This is a genomic window from Sporosarcina sp. E16_3 (genome assembly GCF_017347125.1).
Taxonomy (GTDB): domain Bacteria; phylum Bacillota; class Bacilli; order Bacillales_A; family Planococcaceae; genus Sporosarcina.
Map to the genome: position 1 here is coordinate 61537 of NZ_JADPRX010000006.1, position 17976 is coordinate 79512.

The following is a 17976-nucleotide window of genomic DNA, read 5'->3' on the forward strand; positions in this document are numbered from 1 at the left end:
AACTAAACAACATGCAGTAAAATACCTTATTAAAATTATTCCCAACGAGTCACCTAATCTATTTAAGATCCGACAAAATCGCCGCCATCAACATGTATCGTCTGGCCGGTCATATAACTAGAATCACTCGAAGCTAGAAAGACATAGGCTGGCGCGTTTTCAGCAGGTTGACCGCGTCGTTTAACAGGCGTATTAGCCCCATGTTCTTTGACTTTCTTCGCATCAAACGTCGCTGGGATAAGCGGTGTCCAAATCGGACCAGGGGCAACGGCGTTGACACGTATCCCTTTTTCGGCCAAGTTTAGTGCGAGAGAACGTGTAAAGGAAGTGATTGCTCCTTTTGTCGCGGAGTAATCGAGCAAATCTTTCGATCCGTTATAAGCTGTAATAGACGAAGTGTTGATAATGGCATCGCCACGAGTCATATGATTCAATGCAGCTTTTGTCATATAAAATAGACCGAAGAAATTTGTGTCGAATGTCTCGCGGAGCTGATCAGCTGAAATTAAGGAGATATCTTTTTGTGGAAACTGTTTACCGGCATTGTTGACGAGAATATTCAAACTGCCGAACTCATTAACAACTTCATCGATCAATTGCTCGCAATGTTCCTCCTCACTGATATCAATTCGGATTTTTAGCGCTTTTCCACCATATCCTTCAATAAGTTCCACCGTATTGTCCGCGTCGATATCCTCCTGTTCACTCAAATATGCAATCGCTACATTCGCACCTTCCTTTGCAAATGCAACCGCTACTGCCCGACCGATTCCGCTATCTCCACCAGTAATTAAAGCATTTTTCCCTTTCAATTTGCCTGAACCGACATAATTCTCATCGTTATAAATTGGTGCAGGATCCATTTCAGCCTCTACACCAGGTTGCTGATCTTGAGTCTGCCCCGAAACCTGTTTATCAATTTTTTCGTATTTATCTTTCGACAAAATAATACCTCCTAAGCAACTGTCTTGGAAGGAGTAGTCATTCCCACTCGACTAACGAAATAAACGAAATAAGAAAAATCGACTGGATTATAGATCTAATTCGATACTTCACAGATCTATTCCGTTTTTGAATTGTGGCTTTGAAGGGTTTGTGGAGTTATAGGATCGATCCTCGGACAATCAACTCATAGATTCAAAAAAAGGATTATCCCGTTAGTCGAAAATTTCTGACTAACGGGATAATCCCTATAAATCAATTTAGAAGAAAAATAATCCGATACTAATAATGATACCGCTTAGGAACAGAACAAATAAACAATAACCCATAATATCTTTTGCACGAAGTCCAGCGATTGCGAGTGCCGGTAGTGCCCAGAAAGGCTGGATCATATTTGTCCATGCGTCACCCCATGCGATGGCCATTGCTGTTTTCGAATAGCTGACGCCAAGAGTTTGTGCTGCATCCAACATGATAGGAGCTTGCACAGCCCATTGTCCTCCGCCAGAAGGTACGAAGAAGTTTACAATTCCCGCTGCGTAAAACGTGAAGAGTGGGAATGTATGCTCATTCGAAATACTGACAAACGATTCGGAAATGACGCCTGCAAGACCAGAGGCAACCATCATTCCCATAATTCCTGCATAGAATGGGAATTGGATAATGATACCGCCCGCCGTCTTCACAGCATTCGTAACCGCTGCAAGGAAGCGTTTCGGCGTCCCGTGGAAAATGATTCCGAGTGTGAAGAATATCAAGTTGACGATATTCAAATTTAAATCGAAGCCTTTTAAAACAAAATGCTGAATCAGGTAGACAAGACCGAGCGCACCAATCAGCATGGAAAGCGTAACACTGTTTTCGAGCTTGCTTGCTGGTGTGCGATCTGTATCTTCTTCAATTTCAATAGGTTCTTCCAACAGCTTTGGATCTACAGTAACCGTATCTTCCGGTTTCGGCATCATGAAGCGGTTCAAAATCGGAACGGAGATAATAAGTGCGACAACAATAATTATGTTATAGCTTGAAAAAATCGTTTCTGACGTCGGTACAACACCCATGATGCCTGCGAATGGGTGATCTGCAGTGGCAATTGAAAGTGGAATTGATCCACCAAGTCCACCGTGCCAAATGATGAAACCTGAGTAAGCGCTTGCAATTAAGAGCCGATAGTCGACCGTTGTTACTTTGCGTGCAATCTCTTTCGCAAAAAGTGCACCGATAACAAGACCGAAGCCCCAATTAATCCAACAAGCAATCAGTGATACAACTGAAACTAGAAGAATTGCAGATCCTGGAGATTTCGCGAATCCTGCCAGTGTACTTAATAGTTTCTTGAATACCGGACTGCTCGCTAACACATGTCCCGCAACAAGAACAATAACCATTTGCATCGTAAATGCGAGAAGCCCCCAGAAACCATCTCCCCAATACGTAACCATATCGAGCGGCCCGGAATCAGTTAATCCGAGACCAAGCAAGAACACGACCAACGTCAGAATTGCGACGAAGATATATGGATCCGGTAAATACCGTTCCATTAGTGTATTCGACCACCTTGTTAATACTTTCACAAAACATCCCCCTTTTCTCTTGTCCTTCTAAGCTTATCGTATGCAGTTCGTTCTTTCGATATGTTTTTAGCATAATGTTACAAGATACGTCAATAAATGAAATGCGACAAGACTGGAATATTCCAATCTAAACTAACAAAATAAATAAAATAAATTTTCAGTTTAGTGAAACGAAATTGTCTTAGCAGAGTCTAATGGTGTAGCAAACCAAAAGGAAAGGGTTGGTCAAATTGAGAAAAAAGGTTAGTTGGCTTATTGTTACGGCATTCATTACAGTGGCTGCAATTACCTATACATTTTATATCGACAAGTTGACTGTGACGGCCTCTGAAAGTGCACTTTTCAATCAAGGATGGCACATAAACTTCTCCACGCCTTTGAAAGAGGAAGCACTAGGATCGAATGATTTATATGTAACTGATCGAAATGGAAAGAAGATGACAGCAGACATTTCACTTGGCAATGCGGGTAAGACCCTATATGTAAAGGGCCTTGTACCGGGTTCCTACGAGCTTCACGTTAAGAAAAATGCAGTAAATAGTAAATCTATAAAATTGCTTCCAATCGATAAAATCAAGTTTACTATCTATGAAACAATCGAATCCGTAGCATCAGCAAAAGAATTGAAAGCCTATTTTGAACGGGTGAAGTCCATGCAGCGGACAGATGTAATGGTAACCCAAGGCTCAGAACTGTCCAATGAAGATTCCTTGGCATCTGCTAAAAGCGGCGGAGATCATTCGACAACGAACAATCAGGTGGAGGGAGTCGATGAAGCCGATAGTGTAAAGACAGACGGTAACTATATATATACTGTAATGGGCAATAACAAAGTCACCATTACTGATATCCGCGACCCGAAGAAAATCCGGAAAGCTTCGGAAATTAAAATGGAAGAGGAGTTTTATCCGTCCCAGTTGTTTCTGCACGACGACATGCTAATTGTTTTTGGTGAGAAATATGAGCCTTACAACAACGAAATGAATACTGATGAGGCAAGGATCAGCAGACCAATGAACGGAATGACCACGGTTCGTATGTATAATGTGAAGAATCCGAAAATGCCTAAAATAATTCGAGAAATCGGTGCGGAAGGCTATCTAAACGGTGCGCGGAAAACAGGAAATATGCTGTACTTTGTTACGAATGTACAGCCGAACTTCTGGATCATGAATGAAATAGACGGCGACGTGCTTCGTCCGCGTGTATATGATTCCATAGAAGGCGCTGACTCCGAACTGATTGACTACAAGGATATCGCGATTCTACCAGGCGCTATGGAACCGACGTACTCCATCATTACAGCCATCGATCTTTTAGTGCCTGCAGAAGGTAAGGTTGTGACAAAAGGCTATCTAGGTGCTAGTGAGCAACTCTATATGTCAGAAGATAATCTGTACCTGACAGCGACAATTTATGAGACAAACGCTTCCACTTCGAAGAAGATGATTTGGAATCCCGGCACTTCAAACAGTGAATTATTCAAGTTCACGTTGAACAAGACAAACGTCACATTCCAAAATTCAGCTACACTGAAAGGGCATTTACTCAACCAGTTTTCGATGGATGAGCACAATGGTTATTTCCGCGTCGTCACGACAGAAGGGAATATGTGGGATGATAAAAATCCGTCTAAAAACCATCTCTTTATTTTGGATGAAAACCTTAATACCACGGGATCGATTGAAGGCCTTGCGAAAGGGGAACGGATTTATTCTGCACGTTTCATGGGGGATAAAGCGTATATGGTAACGTTCCGGGAAACGGATCCGCTATTTGTCATAGATGTGGCCAATCCTACTGCCCCAAAAGTGCTTGGAGAGCTGAAGATTCCAGGCTTTAGCAACTACTTGCATCCGCTTGACGACAACCATCTTATTGGCTTCGGTTATGAAACAGTTGCCGAGAAAAATCCGCAAGGGGGAGAGCCGCTCATTTTGACAATGGGTATGAAGATTTCCTTGTTCGATATAACTGATTTCAATAATCCAAAAGAGAAGGATACGGAAATCATTGGTGGGCGTGGAACATACTCGCCGGTTCAATATGATCACAAGGCATTGTTCCAGCATAAAGAACGAAACTTATACGGTTTTCCAGTATCGATTTACGATGAAATAGGGAAAGACCATAACATCGATTTCAAAAGCTCTGGTGCGCTCGTCTACGAAATTACACCGGAACATGGTATCGTCCTAAAAGGGGATTTACTGAAAGCGAAAAGTCGCGGAGAGCAATACGGGGATTGGGAGGGAGAAATTCAGCGTATGCTTTACAGTAAAGACATCTTGTATACTGTTTCAATGAAGGAAATCAAAAATTACTCGCTTGATACGTATGCACCAATTGGTAACTTACAAATTGACTGAATAGGATTCCAAGATGAAAGATTCGGCCTCGCGCTGGGTCTTTTTCTTGTGCAGAAAGTTAATCAACTCACTTTGTTCATTGTTATTTGTCTTCAGCTTCGATAAGATTATTTAATAGAGAGGAATTGGGTTGTATTTTTCATATATGTTGAAGTACTGAATAAGGTATATTTACAAGCGCAGGCGCCTTACAGGGATAGCCGAAGCGGTTATGAGTGGAATTACTCATACAAATCATATAGAGAGAGACATCGCACTTTATGCCACTTGAGTTAGGAGGACGAAATATGCCAATAGTGGACAAAGAGACAGCAATCGATTGCTGTCTGCTCGCGGGACGTCTTATGATGGAGGCTGGGGCCGAGACGTACCGGGTTGAAGATACAATGGCGCGAATGGCTGAAACGCAGCAACTGTCAGCTACTCACAGTTTCGTTACGCCGACGGGTATTATTTTTTCACCAGGCAGTCCACACCACACGAAGCTGATACGCATAAAGGATCGGACGACGGACCTTGAAAAAGTTGCACTCGTTAATGACGTTTCACGTAAGCTATCTACAAATGAATATACGCTTGAAGAAGCGTACACTAAGCTTCAAGAAATCCAAAAAGCGAATGTCATGTTTCCACTTTGGCTACAGATTATCGCAGCAGCTGTTGCAAGTGGGTGCTTTCTAATTTTGTACAACGGTCTATGGACTGATGTCCCTGCTGCTATCTTCGCAGGGGGTGTCGGGTACGTCATTGTGACAAAGATTCATGAGCTAACAAGGGTGAAGTTTTTTGCGGAATTCATTGGCTCATTGTTTATAGGGCTTATCGGGTTTGCAGCAGTGCAAACGGGAGTAGGAGTCGAACTTGATAAAATTATCATTGGATCAGTTATGCCTCTAGTTCCAGGCCTGCTCATTACGAATGCGGTGCGCGATCTGATGGCCGGTCATTTTATGTCGGGATTGTCAAAAGGCGCGGAAGCATTTTTAACGGCATTTGCAATCGGAGCTGGCGTAGCACTAGTTTTATCTTTCTGAATGGAAAAGGGGTTTGAGTCTTGACGTGGATTGTACAAGCAATTCTTAGTTTCCTTGCCGCGACAGGCTTTGGAATTATATTTAATGCCCCACGTAGAATGTTGTTTTATTGCGGTTTTGTAGGGATGACAGGTTGGCTTGTTTATAGCCTGTTTAATGGAATATCGGGAGACCCTGTGCAAGCGTCATTCCTAGGTGCATTCATGGTTGCGCTCGTTGCCCATATTTTTGCCAAACGTTTTCGTACACCAATGATTATATTCAGTGTCGCTGGAATCATTCCGCTCGTGCCAGGAGGGATGTCTTATAATGCGATGAGGCATATTGTTGAAAAAGATTATTTAACGGCAATCTCATTTGCATCGGGTGCCTTCATGGTATCGGGTGCGATTGCGATGGGACTTGTATTTGCGGAAGTAATGATTCAGCTCATCTTTAGGTCCGGTATCGGTAGAAAGAGGGGGAAAAAAGTTTAAGAAAAGCGCAGGTGGCCTAGACAGATAAAAAACGGAGTGTCCTCGCTTTGAGAGATACTCCGTTTCGTTATTTCACATCATTAAATTGAATGTTATCAGATGTTACCGGCATGCCGATATAATAACCCTGTACGGCATCTGCACCCATTTTTTCGAGAAGCTTGTACTGCTCCTGTGTTTCAACGCCTTCTGCTACGGTATATAACCCCATCGATTTGCAAAAACGTATCATTCCTTCGACGAGTTGCTGCGTTTTTGGCTGTGTCGTCAAGGAATCGATAAATACCTTATCGATTTTAACTTTCGTGATCGGTAGATACTGCATATACCGGAATGATGCATATCCGGTACCAAAATCATCTAGTGCAAACTCAATCCCTGCGTCTTGAAGTTCTTTCATCTGAAGGACGATTGAATTTTCCTCTTCAGCTTGAAACGCAAATTTCTCGGTTATTTCAAACTGGATACAATTTGCAGGGCATTTTGTCTTGTTAAGGATGTCCATAACTTTGTTTTTCATCTGTGCATTACTGAACTCGCGAACGGAAGTATTTACTGAAATACCTACATGACGGCCTTGTTCATTCCATAGTGCGGCAAGCGTAGAGGCTTCTTCAAGTACGAAAGCACCGATATTATGAATGAGACCATTCTCTTCTGCAATTGGGATAAGCTCGTCAGGCGTGATAGTACCAAGATCTTCATCTTCCCAACGAACAAGCGCCTCGTAAAGCGTCACTTCACCAGACTCGATATCAAATAGTGGTTGGTAGACGACTTGTAAATTATTGTGGTCCAGAGCAGATAACATTTTTTGGTCAATAATTGCTCGCCTATTTAGCACTTTATGCGATGCAGCTGAGAGAGAAGAAATCTTACCTCCGCCATTATTGATAACATCTTTTGTAGCTGCCAATGCGGCTTTCATAAGATGGTTATAGGTTTTCTGGTCTTCGGGATAACGAACGACGCCACCGCTAATAGATAACGAAATGGCAACATTATTGATATAAATCGGTTGCTGTTCAAGGAATTGTAGAAAGCCTTGCACATACCAATCTCCGAAAGCGGTTAGGACGATAAATTCATTAGCACCAACCCTGGCTAGTAGATTATCTTGGAAATACCGCTTGAGCCTATTTGAAAATGATTTAATAAGTTCTATCTTTGATTCGGAAGATTGAAGGTCTTTCAATGTATAATAGTGATCGATGGTTATGAAGACAAATGAGAAACTTTTTGCCTCTTCAATAATTTCCGCTACGGTCGTTTCAAGTTTGTAACGACTCATTAACCCGGTCTCGTAGTCAATGAATGCAATTTGTTGTAGCTGGCTCCGTAATTGTACGTCTTGAGTGATATCCAATTCAAGGTAAGTAACAGAGAATGGCTTTTCGTGTGACGGCATACTGGGAATGGCAATCATATTTACAAAATACGGTTCACCAAAACGCGTTACTTTTTCAACCTTACCGTACCATGTCTTTCCTGCCTTTATGCTTTTCCAGATGGCATGCGCTTGACTTTGACCTTCAACAGTTTCCGGGAACATTTGCCACAATGTATTTCCAAGCACTCGTCTAGGTGTCCATTTACTTGTTTCCAAAAATTTTTTGTTTGTATAAATAATCGAACCTTCACTATCTGTTCGGGTTACCATATAAAATTGCTCGAGACTATTCATTATGTCCGGCAGTTCCGGCGCGAGTTGTCCATAATCTGTCTTCATATAAATGTCCCCTTCCCGATGTAGATACTACTACTATTATAATGAAGTTCTTGTGTCTGTACATCATGAAAGTGATAATCATTAATTAAATATCCGTAATTGTAGATAAATAGTAAAATTAGGGGGTGTAAAGGCATGGAAAGATTAAAAGGTATTGCTCTAATTGTTTCGGGTGCAGTACTTTGGGGCGCCACGGGTCCAATGATGGAATGGATGCTGCTACACAGTGAGATGTCGGTTTCTTTCATGCTGACAGTTCGTCTCCTACTCGCAGGCTCATTTTTGCTAGCTATGCTGAAGATACAGGGGAAGCGCATCACTCTTCCCTGGCAACAAAAAGTATGGGCCCGTCAACTCCTTCTTTTTGGTGTATTCGGTATGCTCGGGGTCCAATATACATTCGCTGCGTCGATTAATACGAGTAATGCAGTAATTGCGACCTTATTTCAGTTCTTGGCACCGATTTTTATTATCATATTTGTAACGGCGTCGCAAAAAAAATGGCCGCCAATCGTGCAGGTACTCGGAATGTCCGTAACGCTAGTAGGATTACTCCTCCTTTTGACAAACGGCTCGTTTTCTGGCTTTGCACTGAGCAAAGTTGCGGTTTTATGGGGACTTGCACTTGGTTTTGCGTTCTCGTTTTACACGTTATATCCCGTTCGGCTGATGCAAGAATGGGGAGTTCTGCTGTCAATTGGCTGGGGAATGATTATCGGGGGAATAACGCTTTTAGTTACGAATCCATTGACTGTCGTAACTAACTTAGACTATTTAACAGATTGGACCTTAGCGGGCATGCTCCTACTTGTCATTGTAATAGGGACCGTTGCATTCATCTTGTTCATGAGTAGCATGAAATACATATCACCAGTGGAAGTAAGCATATTATCGAGCTTTGAACCGCTGACAGCAATGGTTATTTCCGTAATCTGGTTCGGTCAGGTACTTGGTATGTGGCAATTGACAGGGGCGATAATCATGCTTATCGGGGTGACTTGGCTGTCGATTGCGGGTAGTAAGGCGAAAACATAGAATAGTGGAAGGACCGGTTCCCCTTGGGGATTTCTGGTCCTTTTGTTATTCGTTGTTTGGATTTACGCAAAGACCAAGGATTCTTCGTTGTTCGAGTTTGCAATTAGAATGTTGAATTTGCAATTAGGAAGCTGTAGTTGCAATTAGAATGCTGAAGTCGCAATTATAATAACGAAAAAGCATTTGTACCTTAGGTTTACGCAAGAATTTATGAAAAACCTGTTTTTCATGCTTACAGAAGAATGACTCCAAGATATCCTACAATTCAGTCGATTTGACTATACACAACTTGGTCGCTGTGGCATAATAAGTTCTATCGAGAAGTAATTCGTGAAACGAAAGAGTTTTTGGGGGTCAAAAAGATGAAAACAGTTTTTTCATATGCGTTGCCATATAAATGGCCTATCGTCATAGCATTATTTCTTATGTTACTGGAATTATCTGTCGAGCTAATTCAGCCGCTACTCATCAAAAAAATTATAGATGATGGCATCATGGCGGGGAATGAGGCTGTTATCTGGACGTGGGGAAGCGTTATGATGGCACTGGCGTTTGTCGCTTTCTTTTCGGGGGCCATCAATTCATTCTTCGCTGCACATGCGGCACAAAGTTTTGGATTTGATTTGAGACAGGCATTGTTTCGCCAAGTACAAGCGTTTTCCATGGCGACTTTTCTTCGGTTCCCGACATCGGGACTCATCACACGCTTGACAAGTGATGTCACGATGGTTCAAAACGTCCTGTTTATGGGACTTCGGATCATGATGCGTGCACCATTGCTCGTAATTGGAAGTCTGATTATGGCCTTTTTCGTCAATGTAAAATTGGCATTATTCCTTGTAATTGGGGCACCATTTTTGCTGATTTTTCTTTATTTTATGGCGAAAAAAGGGGTCAGTTATTTTTCGCTTGTACAGCGCAGGCTTGACCGAGTAAACCGTGTCATTCAAGAAAACTTACAGGCTGTACGGCTTATTAAAGCGTTTTTACGCGGGGCTTATGAAGCAAGCCGCTTCTCGAAAGTATCTGATCTGTTAAGAACAGATACCGTCAAAGCGATGCGGATGATGGAACTTATCTTGCCAATCCTGTTGTTTGTTATGAACGTCAGTTTGATGGCCGTACTCTGGTTCGGTGCAATTGAAGTGCGTGATGGCGGCGCGCAAGTAGGAGAACTAGTAGCAATTGTAAACTATGCAATGCGCATGACGGGTGCGTTTTCGATGTTCTCATTCATCATTGTGGCATTCTCGCGTGCAAAAGCATCTTCCGAACGAATGGAAGAAGTGCTGATTGCGAATGAAGGCTTGGAGATCAATAGTTCGGAAAGTACAGGACTATTACGTAATGAAGGCGATTTGGAATTCGAAAACGTATCGTTCATGTATCCGGGCAAGGTGGAACCGATATTAGCTAACGTGTCGTTCCACGTTTCACCGGGAGAAAAACTAGCTATTATGGGAGCAACTGGGTCCGGAAAATCTACATTGCTTAATCTAATTCCCCGTATATTTGAAAAAACACAAGGGAAGATCTATGTCAGTGGAACTGAAGTAGAGGACTGGCCACTGAAAGATTTGAGGGATACAATCGGACTCGTGCCACAGCAATCGATTTTATTCACAGGGTCGATTTTGGATAACTTGTCATGGGGCGATATGGGGGCGGATGTCGACGAACTGGAAGAGGCGGCAAAAAAAGCACAAATCCATGAATCAATTGATCTGTTCCCGCTAAAATATGGGACACGTGTCGGCCAGAAAGGTGTCAACTTATCGGGTGGTCAGAAACAGCGACTATCCATTGCAAGGGCTCTCGTTCGAAAACCATCAATCTTAATCCTAGATGACAGCACAAGTGCGCTTGATGTAAAAACGGAAACGGCACTATGGGATGCACTTGAAGGGGAAGAAGCGACTATGCTCGTTGTCACACAAAAAATCCGGACCGCACAAGGCGCGGACAAAATTCTTCTATTAGATGAAGGGCAAGTTGTTGGCTACGGAACACATGACGACCTGATGGAGCAATCCGCACTGTACCGGAAAATCGCGGAATCCCAATCCGATGAGGAGGTGGCGGCCGATGTTACGCGCAATTCGTAAACCGTTCGGCTACGAGCCGATTCTATCAAAGGAAGATATTAATGGCACCGGGAAGAAGAAAAAAGAACGTGCTAGTAACTGGAAATCAGTTCTTTACCGGATATGGCAACTTGTCGATGAACAGCGGGGCCTGCTAATTGCTGTGCTCGCACTTGTTTTCGTCAGTTCAATCCTGGCGCTGCTCGGCCCATTGATGATTGGTAAAATTATTGATAACTATATTATTCCAATGAAATTCGCGGGTTTAGGCGGCAGTATCGGGTGGCTTATCGCTATCTATATAGGCTTATCACTTGCGATGTATTTCCAAAACTATTGGATGGTTGGCATCGCACAACAAACCGTTTTCCGCTTACGGACGAGCTTGTTTGCCCATCTTCAGAAGTTGCCAGTCACATTTTTTGATAAACGGCAGCACGGTGAACTGATGAGCCGAATTACCAACGATATTGAAAACGTTAGCCAAACGCTGAACTCATCTTTCATCCAAGTATTTTCAAGCATCTTGACGCTGACCGGAACGTTCGGGGTCATGCTTTACTTAAGCCCGTTATTGACACTGCTGACGATGATCATTGTTCCAGTGATGTTCGTAGCGATTCGGTGGATTACGCGCCGTACGGGGCCTTTATTTAAAGAACAGCAGCAAGCAGTGGGCGAGTTAAACGGAATGATTGAAGAAACAATTTCCGGTCAGCGCATTGTCAAAGCATTTTCACAGGAAGAACGTGTAATGGAAGAGTTTGCGCAGAAGAGTGACCGACTTCGACGAACCGGTTTCTGGGCGTTGACTTACTCTGGTTTTATCCCCAAAGTGATGAATATGTTAAACAACGCGAGTTTTGCGGTCGTTGCAGGGGTGGGTGGATTGCTTGCGTTAAGAGGGGACGGCGTTGTAACGGTCGGGACAATCGTCATCTTCTCGGAATTTGCACGCCAGTTCACACGTCCGCTTAATGATCTTGCCAACCAATTTAACACAGTGCTGTCGGCAATCGCGGGAGCGGAGCGAGTCTTTAAGATTATGGATGAAACGGTCGAGAAGGATGAGGCGACAGAAAATGAGGATAGGATCCTCAGGGGAGACGTCGAATTCCGCAATGTATCCTTCGGTTATGCAGTCGAAACGGACGGCTATACAATTAACGATTTATCATTTCATGTGAAGGCGGGAGAAACAGCGGCATTTGTCGGGGCTACTGGCGCAGGGAAGACAACGATTATGCAGTTGCTTGCTAGGTTCTATGAAGTCGATAAAGGAGAAATCTATATCGACGGTATTCCGATTAGCAAGTTGCCACGGAAAACACTTCGTAGCCAGACGGCATTTGTTTTGCAAGACCCATTTCTTTTTGAAGCAACAGTCCTTGAAAATATTCGTTATGGAAAACTTGACGCCACAGACGAAGAAGTCATCAAGGCGGCAAAACAGGCCAATGCGCATAGTTTCATTAGTCGGCTGGAGGATAGCTATGACACTGTATTAACGGCTGATGGCGGCGAAATTTCACAGGGGCAGAAGCAGTTGCTGTCAATTGCGAGAGCGCTCGTTGCAGATCCAGTACTTCTCCTTCTCGATGAAGCCACGAGCAGTATCGATACGGTTACGGAGCTAGAAATCCAAGAAGCACTCGATCGCCTTATGGAAGGCAGGACCAGTTTTGTTATTGCACATAGACTGAACACCGTAAGAAAAGCCGACACCGTTTATGTTATGGAGCAAGGGGAACTAATAGAGTTTGGAAACCAAGAAGAATTGATCGAACGACAAGGTGTTTTTTACAATATGTTGCTGGAATCGAAAGTATAGAAAAGCGTAAGCGGCCTGCCTAGACGCGGCAGGCATAAGGCGTGCCGGCGGAGTGGCGTACTTTGCCACAAAGCTGGTATGACTTATGACCCGAGCGTTTGGCCGCTGGAGTCTGGACAGTATAGAAAAGCGGAAGCGCCTGGGTAGCTCGTGAAGGAAAAAGGGAAAGATCCGGAAGCCGCTCTTTGGCTTTTGGTTCTTTCATCTTTACCACAGCGAGCTAGGCGCTGGAGTCTAGACAGTATAGAAAAGCGGAGGCGGCCGTGTAGCTCGTGAAGGAAAAAGGGAAAGACCCGGAAGCCGCCCTTTGGCTTATGGATCTTTCATCTTTACCACAGTGAGCTAAGCGCTGGAGTGTAGACAGTATAGAAAAGCGTAAGCGCCTGTGTAGCTCGTGAAGGAAAAAGGGAAAGACCCGGAAGCCGCCCTTTGGCTTATGGTTCTTTCATCTTTACCACAGCGAGCTAGGCGCTGGAGTCTAGAGAGTATAGAAAAGCGAAAACAGCACAAAAAAGGCTGCAAGGGATGTTGTGTCCTTGTAGCCTTTTCTGTAGTCTCATAATTTTTCTTCAAACTCTAGCTTTGTACCATCGTCATATTCGATTTCAAGTTTGAATTTCGAAAAATTATCGACATCGACCGCCTTCAATACTTTATCAATTACATCTTGTTGCGATTGATCTTTTGTGAGTTCTATTTCTGTGAAAATTTTATTGAGCTCATCCATCGCGGGATCACCTTTAAGTTTAATTTTGTGAGCTTTATTTATATATTCCGCTTCAATCTTATTTGTTTTCATTTTGTACTCAGCTTTAACATCCTCTTCGCCACTCACATCGATTTTAAGTTCGAATTTAGTGAAACCGTATGCAGTGTCCGTGTTATGTACCTTTTTTCCACATCCGCCTATAATCAAAGCCGTGGCTAAGATCACGAGTCCAAACAGTTTTAGTTTAATCAAATCTACACATCCCTTTTTTTTTGTTTTCCACTATAATATTTTGACCCTAATCTCGTAAGATTAAACAATAAGGATTTTATGAAATGAAAAAAACCAGCATCTTAGCTGGTTTTAAAATAAAATATGATATATATTCTAGCTCTTTCAACCATCACTTAACATCTTCGATATTGAGTAACGTACCATCGTCAAAATCGACTTCAAGGTCGAATTTTGAGTAAGTTTCCAACCCAAACCATTGGAGAACCTTATCAATCACTTCTTGTTGAGGTGTATCTTTTGTAATACGAATTTCTATGAACATTTTGTTGAGCTCATCCATCGCTTTATTATCTTTTAGCTTGATATTCTGCAGTTTATTTTCATAATCTGCATTCGCTTTTTTTGTCACATCGTAATTAGCGTCAATTGCATCTTTGCCATCGACGTCGATTTCAAGATCGAATGACGTAAAACCGTATCCATCGCCAGTTTCGATGGATCCACCGACTTTCTCATCTTCATTAATAATTACTGCTTCTTCGCGGTTTGGCTTATCTGCATTCTTCCCGAAGTTGCCGCATCCGCCCATTAGCAATGCACCTGTAATAACGATTGTACCTACTGCATTCAATTTCCTCAAAAAACTCACTGCCTTTCGGATCTGGTGTCTTATCTATTATTTTGCCTAAAAACCTACATTCTAAACAAAATACGTACACAAATAAAAAAACCGGCATTTTAGCCGGCTAGTAAAAGGAATGTATAATGTGCAAATTCAATCGAGTTACTTACCATTTCGCGATATGTTCTTCCGTGGTGCCAAGCATGTTGCGAATTTGTAGGATGGAGCCGTCATGTAAGCGTACTGTCCCGTTGAAGTAACCGACTACTTGATGGACTTCCGTGCGTACGAGTCGGACATTCGTAATAGAAACACGTTCAAAAAAAGGTGTAAATGTTATATTGACGGTGTCTGAAAACTTCGTTCGAATTTTCCAAGGCAACATGAAGTTTTTATTATTGTATGTAAACAGAACATCCTCATGAATTTTGGTCATCAAACCATCAACGAACACCGCATTTTCAGTCATGCCTGTCCCATCCGTCCATTTACCACCGAAATTAAGTCCAATGCGACGACCACCAAGTCGCTGCGAAGCCATCGCCCAGTTCCATTCTGCTTTTCGCGGCCATATACCTCTACCATAATCGAGAACAGCAAAACTATAATCTGGATTGAAATCATACCGTTTGTCGCCGATTTTAACGAACCCGGATGTTGGCAATGAATGGTGCTTAGCCGTGAACTGGAAAATGTCCCTGCTCCTTGGTATAACAACATTCAATGATTCATCGGCAACTGGATGACCAATGTGGAAATCTGCATGCAATACTTCATTGTCGAAGTCTGGGATGGTCACGGACAGATGCGTTTCGCCTTGAATATGTAAGATCTGAACAGTTAGGTTGTCATTCACGAATTTAACGCCATCCAGAACGTTTTCAGGCATCTTCACATTGCGCCCAATTGGAATCGTTATCTGTTTTTCGTAAAATCGTTGTGTTTCATAATCTAAAATATAGACAAAGCAGACAGCTGCATAATCGAGATGGCTAATCGTTGCGGAAAATAACAAATCTTCCCCGTACACACACCAATAATTCCACTTCTTCTTGCGCATGAAGTGGTTCTTGAGATTGCTCTGGATGAAAGGCTGACGTGCGAAGCCGATTGCTTCTGGATTCAATAACCCTTTGTCGTCACATAACGCAACAGGTTCGGTAATTTCTCTTTCTGCATGCTGCATATAGACTTCCCCCTGCCTATTGTCTTTTTCGAATCATCTTGCTATACTTCTTATTGTATCAAAGATACGGGGCATTAGCTCAGCTGGGAGAGTGCTTCGCTGGCAGTGAAGAGGTCAGGGGTTCGAGCCCCCTATGCTCCATATAGTTTTAAAATACGTAGAACCCTTGATGTATAAGGGTTCTTTTTTTTTAGGAATTGTTAGTTCATAGCAATTTTACTTGCAAGCAAAATTAAAAACTTACTATTTCTTTACCTCTATGCTTTAATAGTACTTTATAGTGGGAGTATATTGAAATATGAAAATTTAGGTAGAAATGCACTACTGTTTTTTGAGAAAGGAAATTCTGAATGGTCGGGGAAATTATGTTGCCTTTTGATACCTCTTTGGCAGAAGTGCTCGTAGATATGGTGTTTATCGTGAAAGTTGAAGAAGATTTTACCTTTACCTATGCCTTTTTTAATCGCGTTGCAATTGAGAAAACCAACTTGGACCAAAATGCTATCGGCAAAACATTTAGTGAAGTGCATGATGAAGAACTTAGTATTTTATTGAACGCCGAATATGGAAAAGTATTGAACACTAACAAAACGACGACTTATGAAGACTCCTATAAATCGCCTTCAGGAATTAGACGTTATTCTGAGGCTAGATTGACACCCTTATTCGACAAGACGGGCGCATATACGCATATTGTCGGCGTTGTGAAAGACGTTACAAATGAAAAAGTTGCGAAATTGGAAAGTGAAGATTCGTGGAATAAGCTTGTTGAAAGTAAATCACGTTATCGCTCGTTGTTCGAGAATAATACTGATGCCGTTTTTACGACGGATTTAAGTGGAGTTATTCTGAGCGGTAATACGGCTGTTGAAAAAATCAGTGGCTATCCACTAGATGAATTAAAAGGTAGGGCACTTATCGAATTCCTTGATACAAGTGATCCTGTTTTTTCCATTAAATCATTTCAACAGGCATTGGAGTACGGGCTTAATGATTATCGTATAACCTTTCTTGAGAAATCAGGCGCGAGTGTCAGCTGTCTCGTCAACTTCACACCGATTGAAGTGCGGGATAAAGTCGTAGGCATTTATGCAATTGTGAAGGATTTAAGAGAACTGGATGACATGAGCAATAAATTCGTTGAAAGCGAAAAGCATTTTCGAATCATTGCAAAGAATGTCCAGGACGTCATCGTGTTGATAAATGACAAGCAGGAGTACCTTTACGTTTCTCCATCTAGTAACCAAATTTATGGGTACGATTCCACAGAATACACTGCAAAATCATTGTCTTGGCATGTGCATCCGGAAGATGTTTCTCGCATGGAACAAAATTTTGTACAGGCACTTCGGGAAGGAACAACATGCAGTATACGTTTGAGGATAAAGCATAAATTTAATGGATGGCTTTGGTCGGAATTAAAAGCCACCCCAGTTTATGATGAACGGAATAAGTTTAAACATATGGTGATAATTATCCGCGATATTACGTTACAAAAAAAGCATGAAGAGCAACTTGAGTATTTTGCATACCGTGATTTTTTAACGAATTTACCCAATCGTCGATTTTTCACAGATCAGCTACTAATGGAATTGGATCATTTTCAGAATGGGGGTAATGGTTTTACGGTATTTCTTTTGGATATCGACCATTTCAAAGGTATCAATGATCAATATGGCCATGAAATAGGTGACTGTGTAATCAAAGAATTCGGTAGGAGATTATGTGCAAGTATACCCAAAGACGCTATTGCTGCCCGTCTTGGCGGTGATGAATTCATTCTCTTGTTACCTAAGGTGGAAACAGCAAAACTTGCAAAGGAAACTGCAATTAATATCCAACGTGCGATGGAAGCACAATGGTCAATCAAGCATACTACGCTGAACGTTACCGCAAGTATGGGAATTTCACTTGTATTATCCACTGAGGCAACTGTATCCACCATATTGAAAAATGCTGATAATGCGATGTATGAAGCCAAAAAGTCAGGTGGAAATTCCTTTGAAATCCTTTGCTTTAGGTGAAAGTGGAGTGGGAAATAGTTATGCTCCATAGTATTTCGAAAGCGTTCGGTTGATCCGAATGCTTTTTTATTTTATTTAAAGATCAAATATACATAAAGATAAGTATAAATTAACAGAGTAGCACTAT

At 42.2% G+C, this 17976-nt stretch carries 13 protein-coding genes and 1 tRNA gene; 8 read left to right on the forward strand and 6 right to left on the reverse strand.

Annotated features, from left to right (window positions below; translation table 11 throughout):
- Positions 1–62: 62 nt before the first annotated feature.
- Together I2483_RS06275 and I2483_RS06280 are read right to left on the reverse strand one after the other, a co-directional pair.
- Entirely contained in the window at positions 63–944 is an 882-nt protein-coding gene (locus I2483_RS06275; RefSeq protein ID WP_207174539.1) for an SDR family oxidoreductase, read from the reverse strand.
- 258 nt (positions 945–1202) lie between these two features.
- Complete coding sequence (locus I2483_RS06280) at positions 1203–2516, reverse strand: TIGR00366 family protein (RefSeq protein WP_207174542.1); 1314 nt, start codon at positions 2514–2516, stop codon at positions 1203–1205.
- Positions 2517–2746: 230 nt separating this feature from the next.
- Here I2483_RS06280 and I2483_RS06285 point away from each other — a divergent pair, with 230 nt between their 5' ends.
- The 3 genes from I2483_RS06285 to I2483_RS06295 all read left to right on the forward strand — a co-directional run bounded on the left by I2483_RS06285 (position 2747) and on the right by I2483_RS06295 (position 6395).
- Complete coding sequence (locus I2483_RS06285) at positions 2747–4885, forward strand: beta-propeller domain-containing protein (RefSeq protein ID WP_207174544.1); 2139 nt, start codon at positions 2747–2749, stop codon at positions 4883–4885.
- Between the two features lie 287 nt (positions 4886–5172).
- Positions 5173–5919: a threonine/serine exporter family protein gene (locus I2483_RS06290; protein WP_207174546.1), complete on the forward strand. Its 747-nt coding sequence runs from the start codon at positions 5173–5175 to the stop codon at positions 5917–5919.
- 20 nt (positions 5920–5939) lie between these two features.
- On the forward strand, positions 5940–6395 hold the full coding sequence (locus tag I2483_RS06295; RefSeq protein ID WP_186668063.1) for a threonine/serine exporter family protein: 456 nt from the start codon (positions 5940–5942) through the stop codon (positions 6393–6395).
- 67 nt (positions 6396–6462) lie between these two features.
- On the opposite strand, the gene I2483_RS06300 is transcribed toward I2483_RS06295, so the two are convergent.
- Positions 6463–8124: a sensor domain-containing protein gene (locus I2483_RS06300; RefSeq protein ID WP_207174548.1), complete on the reverse strand. Its 1662-nt coding sequence runs from the start codon at positions 8122–8124 to the stop codon at positions 6463–6465.
- A gap of 135 nt (positions 8125–8259) precedes the next feature.
- Between I2483_RS06300 and I2483_RS06305 the strand changes: the two genes are divergently transcribed.
- The 3 genes from I2483_RS06305 (at position 8260) to I2483_RS06315 (ending at position 13074) form a co-directional block, all read left to right on the forward strand.
- Positions 8260–9159 (forward strand): DMT family transporter, encoded by a 900-nt coding sequence (locus tag I2483_RS06305; protein WP_207174550.1) that lies wholly within the window; start codon positions 8260–8262, stop codon positions 9157–9159.
- Between the two features lie 362 nt (positions 9160–9521).
- Positions 9522–11264 carry an ABC transporter ATP-binding protein gene (locus I2483_RS06310; RefSeq protein WP_207174552.1) on the forward strand — a complete coding sequence of 581 codons (1743 nt, stop codon included), beginning with the start codon at positions 9522–9524 and terminating at the stop codon, positions 11262–11264.
- Positions 11245–13074, forward strand: coding sequence for an ABC transporter ATP-binding protein (locus I2483_RS06315; RefSeq protein ID WP_207174554.1), 1830 nt, complete (start codon positions 11245–11247; stop codon positions 13072–13074). The genes I2483_RS06310 and I2483_RS06315 overlap by 20 nt, the downstream gene beginning before the upstream one ends.
- Before the next feature lie 556 nt (positions 13075–13630).
- On the opposite strand, the gene I2483_RS06320 is transcribed toward I2483_RS06315, so the two are convergent.
- From I2483_RS06320 to I2483_RS06330, 3 genes are all read right to left on the reverse strand, one after another.
- Positions 13631–14035 carry a YusW family protein gene (locus I2483_RS06320; RefSeq protein ID WP_207174556.1) on the reverse strand — a complete coding sequence of 135 codons (405 nt, stop codon included), beginning with the start codon at positions 14033–14035 and terminating at the stop codon, positions 13631–13633.
- A gap of 151 nt (positions 14036–14186) precedes the next feature.
- Positions 14187–14657: a YusW family protein gene (locus tag I2483_RS06325; RefSeq protein WP_207174558.1), complete on the reverse strand. Its 471-nt coding sequence runs from the start codon at positions 14655–14657 to the stop codon at positions 14187–14189.
- Between the two features lie 148 nt (positions 14658–14805).
- Positions 14806–15825 carry a DUF2804 domain-containing protein gene (locus I2483_RS06330; RefSeq protein WP_207174560.1) on the reverse strand — a complete coding sequence of 340 codons (1020 nt, stop codon included), beginning with the start codon at positions 15823–15825 and terminating at the stop codon, positions 14806–14808.
- A gap of 68 nt (positions 15826–15893) precedes the next feature.
- Here I2483_RS06330 and I2483_RS06335 point away from each other — a divergent pair.
- A tRNA-Ala gene (locus I2483_RS06335) sits at positions 15894–15966 on the forward strand.
- A 209-nt stretch (positions 15967–16175) separates the two neighbouring features.
- Positions 16176–17849: a sensor domain-containing diguanylate cyclase gene (locus I2483_RS06340; protein ID WP_207174562.1), complete on the forward strand. Its 1674-nt coding sequence runs from the start codon at positions 16176–16178 to the stop codon at positions 17847–17849.
- The last annotated feature ends 127 nt before the right edge of the window (positions 17850–17976 follow it).